Origin of the sequence: Streptomyces sp. 147326, assembly GCF_045000215.1 — a bacterium.
Lineage (GTDB): Bacteria > Actinomycetota > Actinomycetes > Streptomycetales > Streptomycetaceae > Streptomyces.
Genome location: NZ_CP134201.1, coordinates 5,872,295 through 5,893,300, shown reverse-complemented (window position 1 = coordinate 5,893,300; position 21,006 = coordinate 5,872,295). Strand labels below are relative to the sequence as shown.

At 72.6% G+C, this 21,006-nt stretch carries 18 protein-coding genes, 2 tRNA genes and 1 pseudogene; 1 reads left to right on the top strand and 20 read right to left on the bottom strand.

Going from position 1 to position 21,006, the window contains the following annotated elements; translation table 11 throughout:
* Nucleotides 1–132: 132 nt before the first annotated feature.
* The 13 genes and pseudogenes from RIU97_RS26930 to RIU97_RS26870 all read right to left on the bottom strand — a co-directional run.
* Nucleotides 133–2,508, bottom strand: a pseudogene (locus tag RIU97_RS26930) (ComEC/Rec2 family competence protein); the annotation flags it as partial.
* Complete coding sequence (locus tag RIU97_RS26925; protein WP_404960156.1) at nucleotides 2,505–3,548, bottom strand: helix-hairpin-helix domain-containing protein; 1,044 nt, start codon at nucleotides 3,546–3,548, stop codon at nucleotides 2,505–2,507. The pseudogene RIU97_RS26930 and the gene RIU97_RS26925, both read right to left, overlap by 4 nt.
* Before the next feature lie 98 nt (nucleotides 3,549–3,646).
* Entirely contained in the window at nucleotides 3,647–4,492 is an 846-nt protein-coding gene (locus RIU97_RS26920; protein ID WP_404960155.1) for a DegV family protein, read from the bottom strand.
* Between the two features lie 213 nt (nucleotides 4,493–4,705).
* On the bottom strand, nucleotides 4,706–5,425 hold the full coding sequence (locus RIU97_RS26915; RefSeq protein ID WP_404960154.1) for a hypothetical protein: 720 nt from the start codon (nucleotides 5,423–5,425) through the stop codon (nucleotides 4,706–4,708).
* A 141-nt stretch (nucleotides 5,426–5,566) separates the two neighbouring features.
* Nucleotides 5,567–8,437 (bottom strand): leucine--tRNA ligase, encoded by a 2,871-nt coding sequence (gene leuS, locus RIU97_RS26910; protein WP_404960153.1) that lies wholly within the window; start codon nucleotides 8,435–8,437, stop codon nucleotides 5,567–5,569.
* Nucleotides 8,438–8,682: 245 nt separating this feature from the next.
* Nucleotides 8,683–8,755 (bottom strand) — tRNA-Ala (locus RIU97_RS26905).
* A 131-nt stretch (nucleotides 8,756–8,886) separates the two neighbouring features.
* Nucleotides 8,887–9,120: a hypothetical protein gene (locus tag RIU97_RS26900; RefSeq protein ID WP_008738908.1), complete on the bottom strand. Its 234-nt coding sequence runs from the start codon at nucleotides 9,118–9,120 to the stop codon at nucleotides 8,887–8,889.
* 144 nt (nucleotides 9,121–9,264) lie between these two features.
* Nucleotides 9,265–9,337: transfer RNA gene (locus tag RIU97_RS26895), tRNA-Ala, on the bottom strand.
* 133 nt (nucleotides 9,338–9,470) lie between these two features.
* Nucleotides 9,471–10,127 carry a histidine phosphatase family protein gene (locus tag RIU97_RS26890; RefSeq protein ID WP_404962949.1) on the bottom strand — a complete coding sequence of 219 codons (657 nt, stop codon included), beginning with the start codon at nucleotides 10,125–10,127 and terminating at the stop codon, nucleotides 9,471–9,473.
* The gene (gene rsfS / locus RIU97_RS26885) at nucleotides 10,124–10,570 is read right to left on the bottom strand and encodes a ribosome silencing factor (protein WP_030008628.1); all 447 of its coding nucleotides are present in this window, start codon (nucleotides 10,568–10,570) and stop codon (nucleotides 10,124–10,126) included. Before rsfS ends, RIU97_RS26890 begins: the two co-directional genes overlap by 4 nt.
* 119 nt (nucleotides 10,571–10,689) lie before the next feature.
* Nucleotides 10,690–12,387, bottom strand: a complete 1,698-nt coding sequence (locus RIU97_RS26880) for an LCP family protein (RefSeq protein WP_404960152.1) — start codon at nucleotides 12,385–12,387, stop codon at nucleotides 10,690–10,692.
* Between the two features lie 24 nt (nucleotides 12,388–12,411).
* Nucleotides 12,412–13,029: a nicotinate-nucleotide adenylyltransferase gene (gene nadD, locus RIU97_RS26875; RefSeq protein WP_319720699.1), complete on the bottom strand. Its 618-nt coding sequence runs from the start codon at nucleotides 13,027–13,029 to the stop codon at nucleotides 12,412–12,414.
* Nucleotides 13,030–13,065: 36 nt separating this feature from the next.
* A complete protein-coding gene (locus RIU97_RS26870; RefSeq protein ID WP_327413986.1) occupies nucleotides 13,066–13,233 on the bottom strand; it encodes a hypothetical protein in 168 nt (55 codons plus the stop codon).
* 140 nt (nucleotides 13,234–13,373) lie between these two features.
* On the opposite strand from RIU97_RS26870, the gene RIU97_RS26865 reads away from it, so the two are divergent.
* Nucleotides 13,374–14,462: a M48 family metallopeptidase gene (locus tag RIU97_RS26865; RefSeq protein WP_404960151.1), complete on the top strand. Its 1,089-nt coding sequence runs from the start codon at nucleotides 13,374–13,376 to the stop codon at nucleotides 14,460–14,462.
* Here the strand turns inward: RIU97_RS26865 and RIU97_RS26860 are convergent.
* The 7 genes from RIU97_RS26860 to RIU97_RS26830 all read right to left on the bottom strand — a co-directional run bounded on the left by RIU97_RS26860 (nucleotide 14,446) and on the right by RIU97_RS26830 (nucleotide 20,965).
* Nucleotides 14,446–15,591: a hypothetical protein gene (locus RIU97_RS26860; RefSeq protein ID WP_404960150.1), complete on the bottom strand. Its 1,146-nt coding sequence runs from the start codon at nucleotides 15,589–15,591 to the stop codon at nucleotides 14,446–14,448. The genes RIU97_RS26865 and RIU97_RS26860 overlap by 17 nt on opposite strands.
* A gap of 68 nt (nucleotides 15,592–15,659) precedes the next feature.
* Entirely contained in the window at nucleotides 15,660–16,220 is a 561-nt protein-coding gene (locus tag RIU97_RS26855; protein WP_404960149.1) for a hypothetical protein, read from the bottom strand.
* A 77-nt stretch (nucleotides 16,221–16,297) separates the two neighbouring features.
* Nucleotides 16,298–17,581, bottom strand: a complete 1,284-nt coding sequence (locus tag RIU97_RS26850; protein WP_404960148.1) for a glutamate-5-semialdehyde dehydrogenase — start codon at nucleotides 17,579–17,581, stop codon at nucleotides 16,298–16,300.
* Nucleotides 17,582–17,838: 257 nt separating this feature from the next.
* The gene (locus RIU97_RS26845) at nucleotides 17,839–18,306 is read right to left on the bottom strand and encodes a hypothetical protein (protein WP_319720729.1); all 468 of its coding nucleotides are present in this window, start codon (nucleotides 18,304–18,306) and stop codon (nucleotides 17,839–17,841) included.
* Nucleotides 18,307–18,340: 34 nt separating this feature from the next.
* The gene (proB, locus tag RIU97_RS26840) at nucleotides 18,341–19,468 is read right to left on the bottom strand and encodes a glutamate 5-kinase (protein WP_404960147.1); all 1,128 of its coding nucleotides are present in this window, start codon (nucleotides 19,466–19,468) and stop codon (nucleotides 18,341–18,343) included.
* A 76-nt stretch (nucleotides 19,469–19,544) separates the two neighbouring features.
* Nucleotides 19,545–19,973 (bottom strand): GtrA family protein, encoded by a 429-nt coding sequence (locus tag RIU97_RS26835; protein WP_404960146.1) that lies wholly within the window; start codon nucleotides 19,971–19,973, stop codon nucleotides 19,545–19,547.
* Nucleotides 19,970–20,965, bottom strand: a complete 996-nt coding sequence (locus RIU97_RS26830; RefSeq protein ID WP_404960145.1) for a glycosyltransferase family 2 protein — start codon at nucleotides 20,963–20,965, stop codon at nucleotides 19,970–19,972. The genes RIU97_RS26835 and RIU97_RS26830 overlap by 4 nt, the downstream gene beginning before the upstream one ends.
* Nucleotides 20,966–21,006: the final 41 nt, after the last annotated feature.

Below are 21,006 nucleotides of genomic sequence, written 5' to 3'. Positions count from 1 at the left end.
GATGCACCCCCGTGCTGTGTGGACTTGGACCGTTCTGGCGAAGACGCATTCGATCATGCTGTCGGGTTGTGGGCAAACAGAGCGGTCGCGCCCGGTATGCCCGCGCCGGATCCGGCGCCGGCCGGCTGGAAACGCACGCATCCGAACGCCCGTTCCGCTGACGGCGATCGAGCCGTCGGTGTCGGTGCGCAGCACCGTCGCCCCCGCCGCCCGCAGGCGTGCGAGCGTACCCGGCGCGGGGTGCCCGTAGCGGTTTTTTATCCCGACGGGAACAATCGCGAGCCGCGGCCGGACCCGGGCGGTCAGCTCGGGATCCTGGTGCGCGGAGCCGTGGTGGGCGACCTTGAGGACGTCCACCGGGCCCAACTGCGGATGCTCCCTCAGAAGTGCCTGCTGCGCGGGCGGTTCGAGGTCTCCGAGCAGGAGCAGCGTCAGGCCGGCGCCGCGCACCAGCAGGGCTACGCTCGCGTCGTTGGGCCCCTCGGGCGGCGGCCCGGCCGCCGGCGGCCAGAGCACCTGCCACTCCAGCGGGCCGGCCCGGCGCCGCTCCCCCTGGGCCGCCCGTACGACGGGCACCCCCGCGGCCGCGGCCGTCCGGCGGACGAACTCGGCCTGCGCCGAGGGCTCTTCCAGCGTGGTGGCCTGAATCACACCCACGGACCGGCCCCGCAGCACCCCCGACAGCCCTCCGACGTGGTCGGCGTGAAAGTGCGTCAGCAGCAGCATCGGCACCCGGTGCACGCCCAGCGCGCGCAGGCAGCGGTCCACCGGGCCGGGCTCCGGTCCGGCGTCCACCACCAGGGCCTCTCCCGGGCCGACCGCGAGGACGGCGGCGTCCCCCTGCCCCACCGCGCACTGGACGTAGCTCCAGTCCGGCGGAGGCCAGCCGGTGAGCGTACGGGTGAGCTGCGGCGGCCGCAGCACGGCGAGGAGCAGCAGCACCGCCAGCGCGGGGCAGAGCCACCGCCGCCGCCCCACCCTGCCTCCCACGGCCACGACGGCCACGGTGGCCGCGGCCAGCAGCAGGCCGCCGGTGAGCCCGCCCGGCCAGGGCAGCTCCGCCCCCGGCACCCGCGCCCCGGTCCGGGCCACGGCCGCGATCCACCCGGCCGGCACCCCCGCGCACCAGGCGAGCGCCTGCGCGGCGGGCATCCACAGCGGGGCCGCGGCGAGCGAGGCGAAGCCGAGGACCGTCGCCGGACCCGCCGCGAGCTCGGCCAGCAGGTTGCACGGCACCGCCACCAGGCTGACCCGGGCCGCGAGCACGGCCACCACCGGCGCGCACACCGCCTGGGCGGCCCCGGCGGCCCCGAGCGCGTCGGCGAGCCGGGGGCCCATCCCCCGCCGCCGCAGGGCTTCGCTCCACCGGGGAGCGAGGGTGAGCAGCGCTCCGGTGGCCAGCACGGAGAGCAGGAAGCCGTAACTGCGGGCCAGCCACGGGTCGTAGAGGACCAGCAGCAGTACGGCCGCGCCCAGGGCCGGGATCAGGGACCTGCGCCGTCCGGTGGCGATGGCCAGCAGGGTGACCGCCCCGCAGGCCGCGGCCCGCAGCACGCTGGGTTCCGGCCGGCACACCACCACGAACCCCAGTGTCAGGGCCGCCCCGCACAGGGCGGTCACCCGCAGCGAGAGCCCGAGCCGGGGCGCCAGCCCGCGCCGCTCGGCCTGCTGCGCGCGGGCCGGGGGCCCGATGAGCAGGAACAGCACCACGGTCAGGTTGGACCCGGAGACGGCCAGCAGGTGCAGCAGGTCGGTGGCCCGGAAGGCCTCGTACAGATCGGGCGGCACCCTGGACGTGTCCCCGACGACCAGCCCCGGCAGCAGGGCCCTGGCGTCCGGTGCGAGCCCCTCGGTGGCCTCGCGCAGCCCGGCCCGCAGCCGCCCCGCGAGCCGCTGCGCGGTGTCCGGACCTCCGGTCACCCGGGGCGGGGTGTCAGCGGCCGGGCGGAGCAGCGCCACGGCCCGCTCCCCGTCCCGATTCGGGGCCAGCCGGGCGACCACCGCCACCCGGGTCGACGGCTGCAGCCGCGCCCATCCCGCATGCCCGGCCAGCACCCGCACGGGGGTCTCGACCCGGGTGCTCGTCCCGTCGGGCCCGGTCACCCGGGTCACCACCGCGTCCAGCGCCACCACCGGCGGCCCGCTCCCACCGCGGGCGGTCCTCGGATCGGAGCCGACGGTGAGCTCGGCGAGGACGCGGGCATGCTCGCGCGCGAGCCCTGCGACCGGTCCGGCCCGCGCCTCGGCCCGCTGGAGCCCCGCCACTCCGGCCCCGGCCGCCGCACAGAGCAGGGCCGCCGCCACGGCCGGGGCGACCCTCCACAGCGGGCCCGGGCGCCGGCACCCGGCCAGGATCAGCAGGCCCGCGCAGCCCACGCCCAGCCCCACCCCGAGGGCGGTCCGGGCCGTGGGCGCGTCCAGGGCGAGGGCGGCCGCCGCCCAGGCGGCCACGGCAGGCACGGCCAGGCGCAGATCCACCGGGCCCGGCGGCCCTTCGGAGCGGTTCACGGCCGCACCCGCGCACGCAGGTCGGCGAAGCGCCGCTCGCCGATGCCGTCGACCTGGCGGAGCTCCTCCACGGACCGGAAGCCGCCGCGGGCGGTGCGGAAGTCGACGATGTGCTGGGCCAGCACCGGCCCGACCCCCGGCAGACCGTCAAGCTGCGCGACCGTGGCCGAACCCAGACTGAGCGGTGCAGGTCCCGGTCCAGTGACCGGTCCCGCCCCCGGACCGGCGGCGGCCCCGCCCGGCGCGGGCTGCGCCGGGGCCCCCACCAGCACCTGCTCACCGTCCACCAGGACCCGGGCCCGGTTCAATCCGGTGGTGTCGGTGCCCGGGCGCACTCCCCCGGCGGCGGCCAGCGCGTCCTCCACCCGCGAACCGGCGGGCAGCCGGCGCACCCCGGGATCCCGGACCTTGCCGCTGACGTCGACGACGATCCGCGCGCCGCCACCGGCGCCCCCGCCCGCGGCCGGCGCGGCAGCCGGTGCCGTGGCCGCCGCCGGGACCGCGCCCGGGGCGACCAGCGCGGGGGCGGTCACCGGCCGGGGCCGCGCCGACCAGTACTGCTGCCCGGCGAAGCCGACGGCGGCGGCCAGCACCACCGCGACGGCGGCCACCGTGCGCGGCTCCACCCCGCACCGGGCCTGCAGCCACAGCGGCAGCCGCTCCCGTACGGCCAGCCTCCGCGCGGCCCCGGAGGACAGTCCGGCCACCTCGAGCCCGGCCGCCCCAGGCCCGGCGGCCTCGTCGGGCAGGGCCCCGGGGTCGGGCAGCGCCCCGGGGTCCGCCCCGTCCGGCGGCGGTGCCTGCGGCGGACCGCTGCCACCGAGCAGGGCTTCGGCCCGCCGGCGCACCGCGCCGGGCTCCGCGTGGGGAACCCGGTGACCCGGGCGCCCGCCGCGGCCACGGCGGTGGCGGAGCCGACCACCCGGGAAACGACTGTCGGAGAGACGACCGTCGGAGAGACGACCGTCGGAGGGACGGGTGCGGCCCGGACCACTGGTGGCGCCGCCCGACGGATGCGAAGTACGCGTTCGAAGAGTCATGCCACGACGGTAGGGGCTCACCCCCGCCCCCGTTCGGAGCCTTCAATTCCGGTGGATGACCGGCCCGTTGTGGATAACCGGGCCACTCGTTCCGGTGATCAGCGAGGGGAGACGACCGCCGCCAGCAGCCCCGGCCCGGTGTGCGCGCCGATCACCGCACCGACCTCGCTGACGTGCAGCTCGACCAGTCCGGGGATGCGCTCGCGGAGCCGCTGGGCGAGCTTCTCGGCTCGCTCCGGTGCCGCCAGGTGGTGCACGGCCACGTCGACGGCCGCGGACCCGGCCCGCTCCACGGCCAGCTCCTCCAGGCGGGCGATGGCCTTGGAGGCCGTACGCACCTTCTCCAGCGGCTCGATCCGCCCGCCCTCCAGCGTCAGCAGGGGCTTCACCGCCAGCGCCGAGCCGAGGAGTGCCTGCGCGGCCCCGATCCGGCCGCCGCGGCGCAGGTAGTCGAGGGTGTCGACGTAGAAGTACGCGGACATGTCCGCCGCCCGCTTCTCGGCGGCCGCCACGGCCTCGTCCACGGAACCGCCCGCTTCGGCCACCTCGGCGGCGGCCAGCGCACAGAAGCCCAGGGCCATCGCGATCATGCCGGTGTCCACGACGCGCACCGGCACGGGTGCGGTCTTCGCGGCGAGCGCGGCGGCGTCGTAGGTGCCGGACAGCTCGGCGGACAGGTGCAGGCTGACGATGCCGGTCGCCCCGGCGTCCGCGGCCGCCCGGTAGGCCCGGACGAACTCCTCCGGGCTGGGGCGCGAAGTGGTCACCGACCGGCGCTTCTGCAGGGCCACGGCCAGGCTGCGCGCCGAGATCTCGGTGCCCTCCTCGAGCGCCTCGCCGCCCAGGACCACGGTCAGCGGGACGGAGGTGATTCCGTGCCGCGCCATGGCCGGTTGGGGCAGGTGGGCCGTGGAATCGGTGACGATGGCGACATGGCGGGACATGAGGCGGAGGTTACCGCCAGTGGGGGCGTGACGGCAGCCTGGGCCCCTTGCCGGGGCTTGCGGCGGGCCGTGCGGGGGCTTGCGGCGGGCCGTGCGGGGCTTCTTCCCCGCCCCCGCCCCTTCTCCCCCGGCTACCGCTGGGAGGTGCCCCCAGAAACCGGGGGGCTCCGCCCCCAGACCCCCGCGCCTCAAACGCCGCCGGGGCTGATTCGATCAGGTCGTGCTTTCCGGTCGGCGGGTCTTCTGCCAGGGGTATTCGGGCGCCGGAGCGGCCGGGTTCAGCGCCGCCTTCTGCGGCTGCTCACGCTGCTGCGCCTGCTGCGGGTCCTGCGCCTGCTGCGCCGCGTCCCACTCCGCGGCCGCCGCCGCCAGGTGGTCCACCGACTCCCGCGACCAGTCCCGCAGCGCGCCGGACTCCATCTCGATCTGCGCCGACAGCGCGGACAGGTCGTCCTCCGCGAAACGGCTGGCACGGTCCCGCGCGGCCCAGCGCAGCGAGTCCGCGGCCTGGGTGATCTTTGCCGTGCGCTCCCGCAGGTCGGGCAGGCGCTCCGCGATCCGCGTGCGGTCCGGATCCTGCTCCAGCCTCTTCAGCTCGTCGTCCAGCTCGTGCCCGTGCGCGCTCAGCCGCTCGAACAGGGCGATCGACTCGCGCAGCGAGGCGTCGAGCCGGACCCCTTCGTGCAGCGCCTGCTGCGTGGACCGCATCGACGTCCGCAGGTCCAGCCGCAGCTGCGCCAGCGCGCCCGTGACCCCGACCTGGCCGAAGCTCTTGGCCCGCAGGGTGGTGTCCTCCACCGTCCGTCGCGCGTGGGTGATCGTCCGGTCCACTCCGCGCTTGGTCGCCTGCACCACCTTGACGGTCGCGTACGCGCCCAAGCCGAGGAAGGCGAAAAGCACCATCAGCGCGAAGATGATCAACGCGGCCTCCATGAGTGTCCCTTCCCCAGTCCCCGCCGGCTTACTGCCGTCACCTCAACCGTAAACGCCACGGGCAGGTTGGGGGTTCCATTCGAACCCCCAACCTGCCCGTACGGGATCTCCCCCATGGAGGGGTGCTCCGTCCGACCGCGGTCAGATGACGATGTTCACCAGCTTCGGCGCACGCACGATCACCTTGCGGATCTCCGCGCCGCCCAGCGCCGCCACGACGCCCTCGTCGGTCACGGCCAGCTGCTCCAGCTCCGCCTCCGAAATCGCCGGCGACACCTCCAGCCGTGCCTTGACCTTGCCCTTGACCTGCACCACGCACGTCACGGTCTCGTCCACGACGTACGCCGGGTCCGCGACCGGGAAGTCCTGGTGGACCACCGATTCCCCGTGGCCCAGGCGGCTCCACAGCTCCTCGGCGATGTGCGGGGCCAGCGGGGCGATCAGCAGCACCAGCCGCTCGGCGACCGAGCGCTCCAGCGGGCGGCCCGCCTTCGTCAGGGCGTTGTTCAGCTCGGTGATCTTCGCGATGGCGGTGTTGAAGCGCAGCCCCGCCATGTCCGCGCCGGCCCCGTCGATCGCCTTGTGCAGCGCGCGCAGGGTGTCCTCGCCCGGCTCCCCGTCCACGACGGTCACCCGGCCGGTCTCCTCGTCGACGATGTTGCGCCACAGGCGCTGCAGCAGGCGGTACTGGCCGACCACGGCACGGGTGTCCCACGGACGCGAGACGTCCAGCGGACCCATCGCCATCTCGTACAGGCGCAGGGTGTCGGCGCCGTACTCCTCGCAGATCTCGTCGGGCGTGACGGCGTTCTTCAGGGACTTGCCCATCTTGCCGTGCTCACGCTTGACCGGCTGGCCCTGGTAGAAGTAGCCGCCGTCGCGCTCTTCGACCTCGGCCGCCGGGACGTAGACGCCGCGCGCGTCGGTGTAAGCGTACGCCTGGATCATGCCCTGGTTGAACAGCTTGTGGAACGGCTCGGCCGAGGAGACGTGACCCAGGTCGAACAGCACCTTGGACCAGAAGCGCGCGTACAGCAGGTGCAGCACGGCGTGCTCGGCGCCGCCCACGTACAGGTCGACACCGCCGTGCGGCGCGTCCTCGCGCGGGCCCATCCAGTACTGCTCGATCTCCGGGTCCACCAGGGCCGACGCGTTGTTCGGGTCCAGGTAGCGCAGCTCGTACCAGCAGGAACCGGCCCAGTTCGGCATGGTGTTGGTCTCGCGCCGGAAGGAGCGGACACCACGGCCGTCGCCCAGGTCCAGCTGGACGTTGACCCATTCCTCGTTGCGCGACAGCGGGGTCTCCGGCTTGGAGGCCGCGTCGTCCGGCTCGAAGGTGCGCGGCGAGTAGTCCTCGACCTCCGGCAGCTCCAGCGGCAGCATCGACTCGGGCAGCGGGTGCGCGACGCCGTCCTCGTCGTAGACGATCGGGAAGGGCTCGCCCCAGTAGCGCTGCCGGCTGAACAGCCAGTCGCGCAGGCGGAAGTTGACGGTCCCCTCGCCGATGCCGCGCTCGGCCAGCCAGTCGGTGATCGCGGCCTTCGCCTCGAAGACGCCCAGGCCGTCCAGGGAGATGCCCTCGCCCGTCGAGTTGACCAGCGTGGCGTCGTAGGAGACGAAGGCGTCGTCCCACTCGGCCGGGTCGATGTCGCGCCCGTCGGTCGGCTCGACCACGCAGCGGACGGGCAGCTCGAAGGCGCGCGCGAACTCGAAGTCGCGGGCGTCGTGCGCCGGGACCGCCATGATCGCGCCGGTGCCGTAGCCCATCAGCACGTAGTCGGCGATGAAGACCGGGACCTTCTGGCCGCTGACCGGGTTGATCGCGTACTCGCCGGTGAAGACACCGGTCTTGTCCTTGGCCTCGGCCTGCCGCTCGACGTCCGACTTGGCCGCGGCCTGCTTGCGGTACGCGGCGACGGCCTCGGCCGGGGTGGCGTACCCGCCGGTCCACACCGCGTGGGTGCCCTCGGGCCAGGCGGCCGGGATGAACTTGTCGACCAGCGGGTGCTCGGGCGCCAGCACCATGTAGGTGGCGCCGAACAGGGTGTCCGGGCGGGTGGTGAAGACGGTGATCGCCTCGTCGCCCAGCGCGAAGTCGACGCGCGCGCCCTCGCTGCGGCCGATCCAGTTGCGCTGCTGCAGCTTGATGGCCTCGGGCCAGTCCAGCGCGTCCAGGTCGTCCAGCAGGCGGTCGGCGTACGCGGTGATCCGCATGTTCCACTGGCTCAGGCGCGACTTGAAGACCGGGAAGTTGCCGCGCTCGGACCGGCCGTCCGCGGTGACCTCCTCGTTGGCCAGTACGGTGCCCAGCCCGGGGCACCAGTTCACCGGCGCGTCGGAGGCGTAGGCCAGCCGGAAGGCGTTCAGCACGTCGGCGCGCTCGCCCGCGGTCAGCTCGGCCCAGGCGCGGCCGCCGGGGACCTCACGGGAGCCGCTCTCGAAGGCGGCGACCAGCTCGGCGATCGGGCGGGCCTTGCCCGCGTCCGCGTCGTACCAGGAGTTGTAGATCTGCAGGAAGATCCACTGGGTCCACTTGTAGTAGTCCGGGTCGATCGTCGCGAAGGAGCGGCGCTTGTCGTGGCCCAGGCCCAGTCGGCGCAGCTGGACCTTCATGTTCTCGATGTTCGCCTCGGTCGACACGCGCGGGTGCGTTCCGGTCTGCACGGCGTACTGCTCGGCCGGCAGGCCGAACGCGTCGAAGCCCAGGGTGTGCAGGACGTTGTGGCCGGTCATCCGCTGGTGGCGGGCGAAGACGTCGGTGGCGATGTACCCGAGCGGGTGACCGACGTGCAGTCCCGCACCGGACGGGTACGGGAACATGTCCATGATGAACTTCTTGGGCCGTGCGACCACTGCGGGGTCCCCGGCCAGGTCACCGGTCGGGTTCGGGGCCTCGTACGTGCCCTGCGCGTCCCATACGTCCTGCCAGCGTGCCTCGATGTCGGCGGCCATGGCAGCCGTGTAGCGGTGCGCCTCGGCCGCCTCGGGGGCCGGGGTGTTCGTCTCGCTCATGATTTCTGAAGCTCCATCGATCGTCTTCGCCGTCTCTGCCTGCCCAAACGAAAAAACCCCTCGCACAGGAGGGGACGCCGCGCCGATGCCGACCTCTCGAAGGTCGGCGCTGATCAGCGCGGCTCGGTAAGCAGAAGGCGTACGGCACGCATGGCGTCAGGGTACCGCAGCACCCGTGACGCCCGCTCGGACGACCGCACAACGAGAAGCGGGCCACCCGATCCGGGTGGCCCGCTTCCTCACTGTGGAGCTAAGGAGAATTGAACTCCTGACCTCCTGCATGCCATGCAGGCGCTCTACCAACTGAGCTATAGCCCCTTGTTCCGCTTGCCGCTCCGGTTTCCCTTGCCGGTTCCCCTTGGCGACGTCCCAAACATTACACGGTCATGGCCCTGGTCCAAAAATCGGTTTCCACCGACCATGGGCCATGTCCGATTTGATCCAACTTGTCACGCTCTAGCAAACTGATAGAACCGCTTGAGCGTGCAGTGCTCGTCGAGCAGCCGGCCGTAGATCGGCTCCCCTTCCAGCTCGCGGTACGTCTCGATCGGGTCGCCTTTTATGATCAGCGCCCGCGCGCATTCCTCGCACCAGTACTGGTAGTCGGGGTTGACCGGGTCCATGTCCCGCACGATCGGCGTGCCGTTGTTGCACCAGTCGCACCGGCGCCGGTGTGCACCCATCCGTCAGCGACTCCCTCCCGCGTCGGGCCGTCGTCTCCCGCCTCCGGCGGTCCGATTCTGCCATGCCGGTGCGGGCCAGGTCAGCAAACGCAAAGGGTACAAAAACAAGGATCCCGCCCCCTATTGGGGACGGGATCCTGATTGTGGAGCTAAGGAGAATTGAACTCCTGACCTCCTGCATGCCATGCAGGCGCTCTACCAACTGAGCTATAGCCCCGCTCTCCGCCGCACTCCCCCCGTCTCCGGTGTTCTGCGCTGCGAACAAGAAGAACTCTAGCCTGCGACCAGCCGGAAAGTGAAATCCGGGTGGCAGCCCCGGCAGGGAGCGGCAAGGAGCGGCGGGAAGCAGCTCAGTCGTCGTCGCCGAGCACCGGTTCCGGCAGGGTGCCGGCGTTGTGCTCCAACAGGCGCCAGCCGCGCGCGCCCTCGCCGAGGACGGACCAGCAGCAGTTGGAGAGCCCGCCCAGGCCCTCCCAGTCGTACGCGTTCAGGCCCAGCAGGCGCCCGATCGTCGTACGGATGGTGCCGCCGTGGCTGACCACGACGAGGGTGCCGCCCTGCGGCAGCCGGCCGGCGTGGTCCAGGACCACCGGCGCGGCGCGGTCGGCGACCTCGGTCTCCAGCTCACCGCCGCCGCGGCGGACCGGTTCGCCGCGCTTCCACGCCGCGTACTGCTCGCCGTACTTCTCGATGATCTCGTCGTGCGTGAGGCCCTGCCACTCGCCGGCGTACGTCTCGCGCAGCGCCGCGTCGTGGTGCACGGGCAGCCCCGTGACGGAGGCCAGTTCGGCCGCCGTGGCGGAGGCGCGCTGCAGGTCGGAGGCCACGATGGCATCCGGCTGCAGCGAGGCGAGCAGCCGCGCGGAGCGGCGCGCCTGCGCCACACCCGCCTCGGTCAGCTCGATGTCCGTGGAGCCCTGGAAGCGCCGCTGCAGGTTCCACGCGGTCTGGCCGTGCCGCCAGAGGACGATCTTGCGTCCGGACTTGCCCGAGGTGCTCGCGCTCAGAACAGATCACCGTCCAGTTCGTCGTCGCCCGCCGCCTCGCGCAGCTTGGCGTGCTCCTCGGCCTTGCCGATGGTGAGCTTGGCGTCCTCGGGCAGCTCGATCTCGGGGCAGTCCTTCCACAGGCGCTCCAGCGCGTAGAAGACCCGCTCCTCGCTGTGCTGGACGTGGACGACGATGTCGACGTAGTCGAGCAGGATCCAGCGGGCGTCGCGGTCGCCCTCGCGGCGCACCGGCTTGGCGCCGAGCTCCTTGAGCAGGCGCTCCTCGATCTCGTCGACGATCGACTTGACCTGGCGGTCGTTGGGCGCCGAGGCGAGCAGGAAGGCATCGGTGATCGACAGCACGTCGCTGACGTCGTACGCGATGATGTCGTGCGCGAGCCGGTCGGCCGCGGCCTGGGCGGCGGCGGTGATGAGCTCGATGGAGCGGTCCGTGGCGGTCACTGGCCATGCTTTCGGGTTGGCGGGCAGATCCTTACAAGGGTCTCATGTACCGCCGACACCGCCCGCGCGGAACGGCCCGCGCGGGCGAAAGCACTCCCCGGGACCGGGCCCGAGCCCGGTCAGGACGCCTTGTAGTCCTTGCCCAGGATCACCACGACCTCCGCGTTCACCACGTTCTCGGCCTTCTTCACGACCGTCTCGGGCAGCCCCAGCGTCTTGGCGACCTCGATCGCGCGGTCCCGCTGCGCGTCGTCCTGGTACGTGATCTGGGAGGCGGCCGCCGTCTTGTCGGCCTTGCCGCCGTCCACGAAGGTGTAGCCGCCGTTCAACAGCGCCGCCTTCGCCGCGACCTGCGTCTTCTCGTCGCCGGTGGCGTCCTTGAGGCCGACGCGCGGGGAGGCGCCGGGCTGCGCCGCGGCGACGGAGCCGCCGAGCACCTCCTTGACGACCTTCTTGTTGGCCTCGTCCGTGAGGGTGCCGTCCGCCTTCACCGCGAGGAGGTCGGTGCGGTACGCGCCCACCTTGGCGTGCTCGCCGAGCCGGGCCAGCAGGGCACCGAGGGTCTGCGCGTTCAGGGCCGGGTCGAGGATCTGGCCGATGCTCTCGACGGTCACGGCCGCCGCCTTCGGGTCGCTCGGGACCTTGCGCAGGACCGCCTGGAGCACCTTGCCCACACGCTCCAGCTGCTTGGTCTCCGGTTCGCCCTGGCCGCGGTACGTGGCGTACGCGACGGCCATGGGGCCGCTCAGGCTCTGCTTCTGGCCCTGGGCCACGGCGGGGGTCTTGGCCGCGTCGTCGGCCGGGACCGCGGTGTCGGTGTCGACCTCGATGCCGCCGACCAGCTCGACCAGGTTCTCCAGGAAGGGGGTGTCCAGCCGCCAGGTGCCGCCGATCTGGGTGCCGAGCACCGAGTCGAGGGCCTCGCGGGTGCCGAGGCCGCCCTCCTCGACCGCCTTGCCGAGCGCCGTCGCGGAACCGTCCTGGCTGGTGACGCCGAGGGCGTTCGGGAGCAGGACGGTGGCGCCCTGCTTGGTGGTGACGTTGTCGACGAGCAGCGCCGAGGAGGTGCCGCCCTTCTTGGTGTTGTGCAGGTGGACGACGATCATGTCGCGCTTCTGCGCCCCGGGGGCGGCCGCCCCGCTCTTGTCCTGGCCGGGGCCGTCGAGGAAGGGCAGCTGGCCCGCGTACCAGAGGTAGCCGAGGCCGCCGACGACGAACAGGGCGAGGACGACGATCAGCGCCACCACCCGGTTGCGGCCGCGGCGGCGGGCCTCCTCGCGGCGTTCGGTCCGGCTCTCGGTGAACTTGAGCCAGTCGATGACGTCCTCGGAGTCCTCGTCCGGCTGGTCGATGAAGGCGAACATCTCGGTGCGGTAGTCCCGGCCCGCCTCGGGCTCACCGTCGGGCCGGCGCGGCTCGGGGACCTGGGCGGTCCGGCGCTCGGCCGGGGCCGGCGGCTCGGGGGCGGCAGGCTGCGGCGCGGCCTGCTCGGGGGCCTGCTGCGGGGCGGTCTGCTGCGGGATCCACTGCTGGGTCTGCTGCGTGTCGTAGCCGTAGCCGGGCGCCTGCGCGTAGTCCTGCTGCCCGTACTCCTGGGCGGCCGGCTGCGGCACGTAGTACTGCTGCTGCGGCTGCTGCTGGCCGTAGCCCTGGTAGTCGTAGCCGTACTGCTGCTGCTCGTACTGCGGCGCGGGCGGAGCGGGCTGGACGGGCTGTGCGGGCACCTGGCCGTACACCGGCCGCCCGTACGCGTCGTAGCCGATGAGCTGCTGCTCCTGGGCGGCATACGGGTCGTACGGATCCTGTCGGTCGTTCACCGCGGGGCCCCTCTCTCCGGAAGCTCAGGCTCCCCGGTACAGCTCACGCTTGTCGATGTAGCGCACGACGCCGTCCGGCACCAAGTACCAGACGGGATCCCCCTGGGCCACCCTCGCACGGCAGTCCGTGGACGAGATCGCCAGCGCGGGCACCTCGACCAGGGAGACGCCGCCCTCGGGGAGCCCGTCGTCGGTGAGGACGTGGCCCGGCCGCGTGACGCCGATGAAATGGGAGAGCGAGAAGAGCTCGTCGGCGTTCCGCCAGGTCAGGATCTGTGCGAGAGCGTCGGCACCCGTGATGAAGAACAGGTCGGCGTCGTCGTTCAGCGCCTTGAGGTCCCTCAGGGTGTCGATCGTGTACGTCGGCCCGCCGCGGTCGATGTCGATGCGGCTGACCGAGAACTGGGGGTTCGAAGCCGTGGCGATGACCGTCATCAGGTAGCGGTCCTCGGCGGGCGAGACGGCCCCGTGCGACTTCTGCCACGGCTCACCCGTCGGCACGAACACCACCTCGTCGAGGTGGAAAAGGGCGGCCACCTCGCTGGCGGCCACCAGGTGTCCGTGGTGGATCGGGTCGAATGTCCCGCCCATCACGCCGAGCCGGCGCTTGACCGGACCGGTAGGCATCTCCTGCTCTCCCATGAGCGCAGAGCCTACTGGCCCGGTGGACCGGTCGGTCTAGCGGTCGCGGTTCAGGCGCGTGGTGACCCAGAGCATCAGCATCAGGACGACGAAGGCACCGCCGCCGGTCAGGTACGGGTTCAGGCTGTCGTGGTTGCCGCCGTGCTGTTCGGCCCCCTCCGAGGCGAGGACGACCAGGTTGTGGGCGGTGGAGGCGAGGCTCATCAGGCAGGTACCTATCGAGTCGGGGAGCGGGCGGAGACTTCGCTCACATCGTATGCGGGGGCCTGGGGCACGCTCACGCCGACTCAGGCGTTGGAGAGGATAGACGCACGGCCAAGCAGGCCATTCCAGGGGAGGGCGCTATGACGGAGACGGGTTTCGAGAAGGCACCGGCGCGGGACCGCAGGCGGTTCCCCGGTATCTCCTCGCGGGCGTACGAGCATCCGGCGGACCGCTCGGCGCTGGTGGCGCTGCGCAAGCTGACCGGGTTCGACACCGCGTTCAAGGCCCTGAGCGGGCTGCTTCCGGAGCGGAGCCTGCGGCTGCTGTTCCTGTCGGACTCCGTACGCGTGGGCGAGACGCAGTTCCCGCACCTGTACGCGATGCTGCGCGACGCCTGTTACATCCTGGACCTGGAGAAGGTCCCCCAGATGTACGTGCAGCAGGACCCGAAGCCCAATGCCATGTGCATCGGGCTGGACGAGCCGATCATCGTGGTGACCACGAGCCTCGTCGAGCTGCTCGACGAGGAGGAGATGCGGGCGGTGGTGGGCCACGAGGTGGGCCACGCCCTGTCGGGGCACTCCGTGTACCGCACGATCCTGCTGTTCCTGACGAATCTGGCGCTGAAGGTCGCGTGGATCCCGCTGGGCAATGTGGCGATCACGGCGCTCGTGACCGCTCTGCGCGAGTGGTTCCGCAAGTCGGAGCTCTCGGCCGACCGGGCCGGCCTGCTGGTGGGGCAGGACGTGACCGCCTCGATGCGGGGGCTGATGAAGCTGGCGGGCGGCAACCACCTGCACGAGATGAACGTGGACGCCTTCCTGGAGCAGGCCGACGAGTACGAGAAGGGCGGCGATCTGCGCGATTCCGTGCTGAAGATCCTCAACATGCTGCCGCGCACGCACCCCTTCACCACGGTCCGGGCGGCCGAGCTGAAGAAGTGGTCGGAGAGCCGGGACTACCAGCGGATCATGGACGGCCACTACCCGCGCCGCGAGGAGGACAAGGACGCCTCGGTCACCGACTCCTTCCGGGAGTCGGCCGCGCACTACGCCGACGCGGTGCGCACCAGCAAGGACCCGCTGTTCAAGCTGGTCGGCGACATCGCGGGCGGCGCGGCCGACATGGGCGGCAAGCTGCGAGACAAGTTCACGGGCGCCGGCAGCGGATCCGCCCCGGGCACCGGGCCGGCGGGCAAGGACGGGGCCGGGGCTACGGAGCAGGGCTGACCGAGGTCTCCCCCGGGTACGCGGAGGGCGCCAGTACGCCGCACAGCCCGGCCGCGCGCCGCGGTTCGCCGGTGGCGTACGGGTCGCTCGCGGGCGGGCCCACGGTGGTCGGGCCGGCTCCGGCCGGCACCGGGCGGAAGCCCCCGGCCGGGTCGCTGGAGCAGTCCTGCGGCCCGGCCATCACGTAGGCCGCCACCAGCTCCAGCCGCCGGGCAGCCAGGTCGTCCCGGTCGAAGCGCAGCCGCAGCTCCCGCCGGACGGTGAAGAGCGAGGCGCCGTCGGCCGCGGCCGGGAATCCGGTGGCCGGCCGCACGGCGTACACGAAGGTGTGGTCGGTGATCACCTCGAGCACGTCCGGAGCGACCTCCGCGTAGGCGAGGGTCCCGCTCACCCGGACCCGGGAGTCGGCCACGACCGCGGTGGCCGGGTCGAAGCGGACCAGCCAGCCGGTTTCCGCGTGCCGGCCGTCGCCGGCGGGCGAGGTCATGCTGTGGTCGAACTGCGCCAGCTGGTCGGGGTCGAGCAGGACGCGCACCGGCCGGTTGGCGGTTCCGGCCAGGACGTCGGGGTCCAGCGAGGAATTCACCAGGTAGTCCTTGGCGATGGACAGGGCGGTGACGATCTGGACGTCGGTGAAGTGCTGCGTGCGGCGCACGGCGGGCAGGGTGATCCCGGCCGCCCCCACGCGGTAGTCGGCGGCGGGGCTCTTCGCGTACAGGTCGGCGGGCCGCCCGCCGGGCACGGCGCTCGTCGGCGCGAGCGGGACCACGGTGCTGCTGAGCGCCTGGGCGGGCCCTGCGGGCGGGGGGACGTAGGGGTTGCGCAGCCCCATGTAGACGGCGGCCGAGAAGGCCGTGGCGATGAGCAGCACGAGCAGCATGCCCTGCCGGGCGCCCCGGCCGGGGGTGCCGGTGCGGGGCCCGGAGCCGCCGCCCGACCAGATGGAGCGGCTGCGCACGGCCCTGGCGTGTTCGCCCATGCGTTCCTGTGCCGAGTACTCCTGGAGCCTGGCAGCCCTGACGAAGTCCTCGTCGAACACCACCGATCGGTACTCGTCCGACCGGAACTCGTCGTCGCCCCCGCCCGTGCCTTCGGGGGTGCCGTTGGGCGGATCTCCTGGAACGGCCATCGCTTCTCCCCGCTGTCCCCGCTTCAGAGAAGCCCCCTACTCCGGCGTACGCGAGTGGGGTCGTACCTTCAGGGTTGGCGGACGGAGGGGTACGTAAACGCGCCTACGCCGGTGACTTCGCGCCTGGGGGTGCTGGCGGGCGCCGGGGCGGGGTCCGCCTCGCCCGAGGCACTGCGGTAGACGGCGCTGAAGGCGAGCGCGACCATGCCGAGGCCCATCACGAACGCGAGCACCCAGGCGACCGGGCGCAGCCAGGGCGCCCGGCCGCGGTACGGGCGCAGGCTGCCGCCGTAGGCCCCGTACGGGCCGTACGTGCCGTCGGGGTAGCCGGGGCCGCGGTCGTCCCAGCCGGGTTCGTCGCCCTCGTAGCCGTCGGGGTGGCCGTAGGCGTATCCGTCGTAGTCGTCGTCGCCCGTCCAGCCGCCGGCCACGGCGCGGGCGGCTTCGGCCTCCGCGCGTGCCCGGTCCGCCGCCCGCTGGCGCTCGGCGGCACTCGGTTCATGGATCTCGGCGTTCCGGACGAAGGCCTCGTCGAACACCACGGAGGCGAAGTCCTGATCCGCGCCTCCGCGGTCGTCGTCGGGCTCCCCGTCGTCCGGGAACGGCTTGCCCCCCACGTCGTCCGGCACAGGACCAGCCTAGACCTGGGGGCCGCCTTTGGGCAGGGTGTCCGCCGAAATCCGGCCACACCGCGTCCAGGCCACGACTACCGAACGTGACCGTCGCCGGTGACGATGTACTTCGTGGAGGTGAGCTCGGGAAGGCCCATCGGGCCCCGGGCGTGCAGTTTCTGGGTGGAGATGCCGATCTCGGCGCCGAATCCGAACTGGCCACCGTCCGTGAACCGAGTGGATGCATTCACGGCGACCGTGGTCGAGTCGACCAGCTGGGTGAAGCGGCGCGCGGCGGCCTGCGAGGTGGTGACGATCGCCTCGGTGTGGCCGGAGGTCCAGCGGCGGATGTGGGCGACGGCGTCGTCGAGGGAGTCCACGACGCCCGCGGCGATGTCGTAGGAGAGGTACTCGGCGGCCCAGTCCTCGTCGGTGGCGGGCAGGGCGGTGACCTTGCCGCCTTCGGCCGCGGCCAGGACCCGGGCGTCGCCGTGCACGGTGACGCCGGCGTCGGCGAGCGCGTCGAGGGCGCGGGGCAGGAAGGCGTCGGCGATGTCGCGGTGGACGAGGAGGGTCTCGGCGGAGTTGCAGACGGAGGGCCGCTGGGCCTTGGAGTTGACGAGGATGTCCACGGCCATGTCCAGGTCGGCCTGGGCGTCGACGTAGACGTGGCAGTTGCCGGTACCGGTCTCGATGACCGGGACGGTGGACTCCTCGACCACGGTCTTGATGAGGGAGGCGCCGCCGCGCGGGATGAGCACGTCGACGAGGCCGCGGGCGCGCATCAGCTCGCGGACGGAGTCACGGGACTCGCCGGGGACGAGCTGGATCGCGTCGGCGGGGAGACCGGCCTCGGTGACGGCGTCGCGGAGGATCGCGACGAGCGCGGTGTTGGAGGCGTAGGCGGAGGAGCTGCCGCGCAGCAGGACCGCGTTGCCGGACTTGAGGCAGAGGGCGGCGGCGTCGACGGTGACGTTCGGGCGGGCCTCGTAGATGATCCCGACGACGCCGAGGGGGACGCGGATCTGCCGGAGGTCGATGCCGTTGGGGAGGGTGGAGCCGCGGACGACCTCGCCGACGGGGTCGGGGAGGGCGGCGACGTCACGCACGTCGGAGGCGATGGCGGCGACGCGGTCGGGGGTGAGGGTGAGGCGGTCGATGACGGTCTCGCTGGTGCCGGCGGCGCGGGCCTTGTCCGTGTCCACGGCGTTGGCGGCGATGATCTCGGCCGTACGGGCCTCCAGCGCGTCCGCGATCGCCAGCAGGGCCGTGTCCTTGACGGACCGCGGCAGTGGCGCGATGGCGGCGGCCGCGGTGCGGGCCGCTTGCGCGGTGGCGATGACGGGCGAGGTGGCGGTGGGGGCATCGAGCGAGGTCATGCCGCCCAGGGTAATCCCCCGCCGGTGCCCCGCCGATGGGGTTCCACCCCGCGAGACGCTGCCGCGGGCCGACTGCGGGGCCGCTGCGCGGGGCCTTCTCCCCGCCCCGCCCTTTCGCCGTTTCCCCGGGCGCTGCCCGGACCCCGGTCCTCAAGCGCCGGACGGGCTGAGAAGGCCTGGGGCTCCGCCCCGGACCCCGCGCCTCGAACGCCGGCGGGGCTGGATGGTCCCCGGCGGGGCTGAAAGCGGGGGCTGAGTCAGTACGGGTGCACGCCGACCGGGTGGGCCGGGGGTGGGCCGTAGCCTTCGGCCACGCGTTGGTGGTAGGTGGCGCGGTCGATGACCTCCAAGCCGACGATCTCCCACGGCGGGAGCTGCGCCGAGGAGCGGTGTTCGCCCCACAGGCGCAGGGCGACGGCCGCCGCGTCGTGGAGGTCGCGGGCCTCTTCCCAGTAACGGATCTCCGCGTGGTCGTCGGCGTACCGGCTGGTCAGCAGGAAGGGGTGGTCGTGGGCCAGTTGTTCCAGCCCGCGCCGGACCTCGGACAGCGGGGCCGGCCTGCCGGAGACGCTCAGGGTCACGTGCCACAGGCGCGAGGCGTGATCCTGCTCCTCCCCGCCACCGCCGCCGTCACCGTCCCCCGGACCGACGCTGGTCAGCGCTCGTCTCACCAGCCGCCTCCTGTCTCCGCTGCGCGTGTCCGCCCGCCCCTCACAGTTGACCAGTCCCCGGCCCGCCGCGCTGCGCTTTTACCGAACCTCAGCCCTGCAGCAGGACCAGATCGTCACGGTGGACGACCTCCCGTTCGTACGCGGGTCCGAGTTCCCGTGCGAGCTCGCGAGTGGAGCGGCCGAGGAGCTGAGGAAGCTCCTTGGCGTCGAAGTTGACCAGGCCCCTGGCCACCGCGCGGCCGTCGGCCGCGCGCAGCTCCACGGGGTCGCCCGCGACGAAGTCGCCCTCGACCGCGGCGATGCCGGCCGGGAGGAGCGAGCTGCCGCGTTCGGTGACGGCGCGCACCGCGCCGTCGTCCAGGACCAGGTGGCCCTGCGGGGTCGAGGCGTGCTGGAGCCAGAGCAGCCGGTCCGCCGAGCGGCGCCCGGTGGCGTGGAAGAGCGTGCCGGTCCCCCGTCCGGCGAGGGCGTCGGCGGCCTGGCTCGCGGAGGTCAGCACGACGGGGATCCCGGCGGCGGCCGCGATCCGGGCCGCCTCGACCTTGGTGACCATGCCGCCGGTGCCCACGCCCGCCTTGCCGGCACTGCCGATCGAGACGTGCGCGATGTCCTCGGGCCCGCGGACCTCGTCGATGCGGGTGGTGCCGGGCAGGGACGGGTCGCCGTCGTAGAGGCCGTCCACGTCGGAGAGGAGGACGAGGAGGTCGGCGCGGACGAGGTGGGCGACGAGGGCGGCCAGGCGGTCGTTGTCGCCGAAGCGGATCTCGTCCGTGGCGACGGTGTCGTTCTCGTTGACGACCGGGAGGGCGCCCATGGCGAGCAGCTGGTCGAGGGTGCGGTACGCGTTGCGGTAGTGGGCGCGGCGGCTGGTGTCGTCGGTGGTGAGGAGCACCTGGCCGACGCGGAGGCCGTAGCGGGCGAAGGAGGCGGTGTAGCGGGCGACGAGCAGGCCCTGGCCGACGCTGGCGGCGGCCTGCTGGCGGGCCAGGTCCTTGGGGCGGCGGCGCAGGCCGAGCGGGGAGAGTCCGGCGGCGATGGCTCCGCTGGAGACGAGGACGATCTCCTTCTCGCCGCCGCTGCGGACCTTGGCCAGGACGTCGACCAGCGCGTCCACCCGGTCGGCGTCGAGACCCCCGGCCGCGGTGGTCAGGGAGGAGGAGCCGACCTTGACCACGATCCTGCGGGCGTCCACGACACCTTGCCTAGCCGCTGACACGTCTGTCCCCTTGCCCCTTGCCGAAATGCCTGCCACCTCAATCTACGGGGTGGCCCCGAAGGGCTGCTCGGGGGTTTCAGACCCTGGACGGGCCGTCGTGCGCGTGCTCCGGCTCGGCGGCCCGCGCGGCACCCGGGACGAGGATCTTGCGGGAGAGGAGGAAGGTGAACGGGATGGCCACGATCGCCGCGACCAGCGGGGCGATCCGGGTGTCCATCCCGGCCCAGGTCACCAGGGCGTAGAGGCCGGCCGACTGGATCACGTAGTTGGTGACGTTCGTCAGCGGGAAGAGGAAGAACTTCTTCCAGGTCGGCCGGGTCCGGTAGGTGAAGTAGGTGTTCATGAAGAACGAGCCGACCATCGCCAGCACGAAGGCGAGGGAGTAGGCCGCGAAGTACGGCATCCACGGGTGCAGCAGGAGGTAGATGCCGAAGAAGGTGCCGGTGTTGACCCCGCCGACGAGGGCGAAGCGGAAGATCTGGCCGAGCTGCTCCCTGCGGCTCATCGGGCGCTGCGCTCCACGATGGCGGGCTCCGCCGCCGGACCGGTCCGGCCGTCGCGCGGGGGCTGCTCCGTGCCGTGCGACTCCTTCACCAGGAAGTGCGGCCGGCGCTTGGTCTCGTAGTAGATGCGGCCGATGTACTCGCCGATGAGACCCAGCATGATCAGCTGGACGCCGCCCAGGCCGGTGATGATCGCCACGAGGGTGACGTAACCCGGGGACTCGACGCCGTTGGTGATCGCCATGATCGTGATCCACAGCGCGTACAGGCCGGTCAGGGCGACCAGCGACACGCCGAACCAGATCCCGATCCGCAGCGGCCGGTTGTTGAAGGAGATCAGGCCGTCCATGCCGTAGTTCAGCAGGGACCCGAACTTCCACTTCGTCTCGCCGGCCTCGCGCTGCGCGTTGCGGTAGTCGAAGTGGACGGTGTCGAAGCCGATCCAGGAGAAGAGGCCCTTGGAGAAGCGGTTGTACTCCGGCAGCGACAGCAGGGCGTCCACGGCCGGGCGCGACAGCATGCGGAAGTCTCCGACGCCGTCGGTGAGCTCCACGTCGACCCATCGGTTGACGCCCCGGTAGTAGAGGCTGCTGAGGGCGGAGCGGAGCTTCTTGTCGCCCTCGCGCGTGCGGCGGGCGATGATCTGGTCGTGGCCCTGCCCGTAGAGCTCCAGCATGCGGGCGATGAGCTCCGGCGGGTGCTGGAGGTCGGCGTCCATGATCACGACGGCGTCGCCGGTGGCCTCGCGCAGGCCGGCGAGCATGCCCGCCTCCTTGCCGAAGTTGCGGCTGAAGGAGACGTAGCGCGTCCGGTCGCCGTGCTCCGCGGCGATCTTCCGGAGTTTGCCGAGGGTGCCGTCGCGGCTGCCGTCGTCGACGTAGCAGATCTCATACTCGACGGGGAGGGTGTCCAGGACCTTGCGGACCTCCGCGTCGAAGCTGTCGATGACGGCCTCTTCGTTGTAGCAAGGGACAACTACGGACAGCTTCGTCATGAACACTTCCTGCTGGGTCCGAACGGGTGATTGTCGGCGAC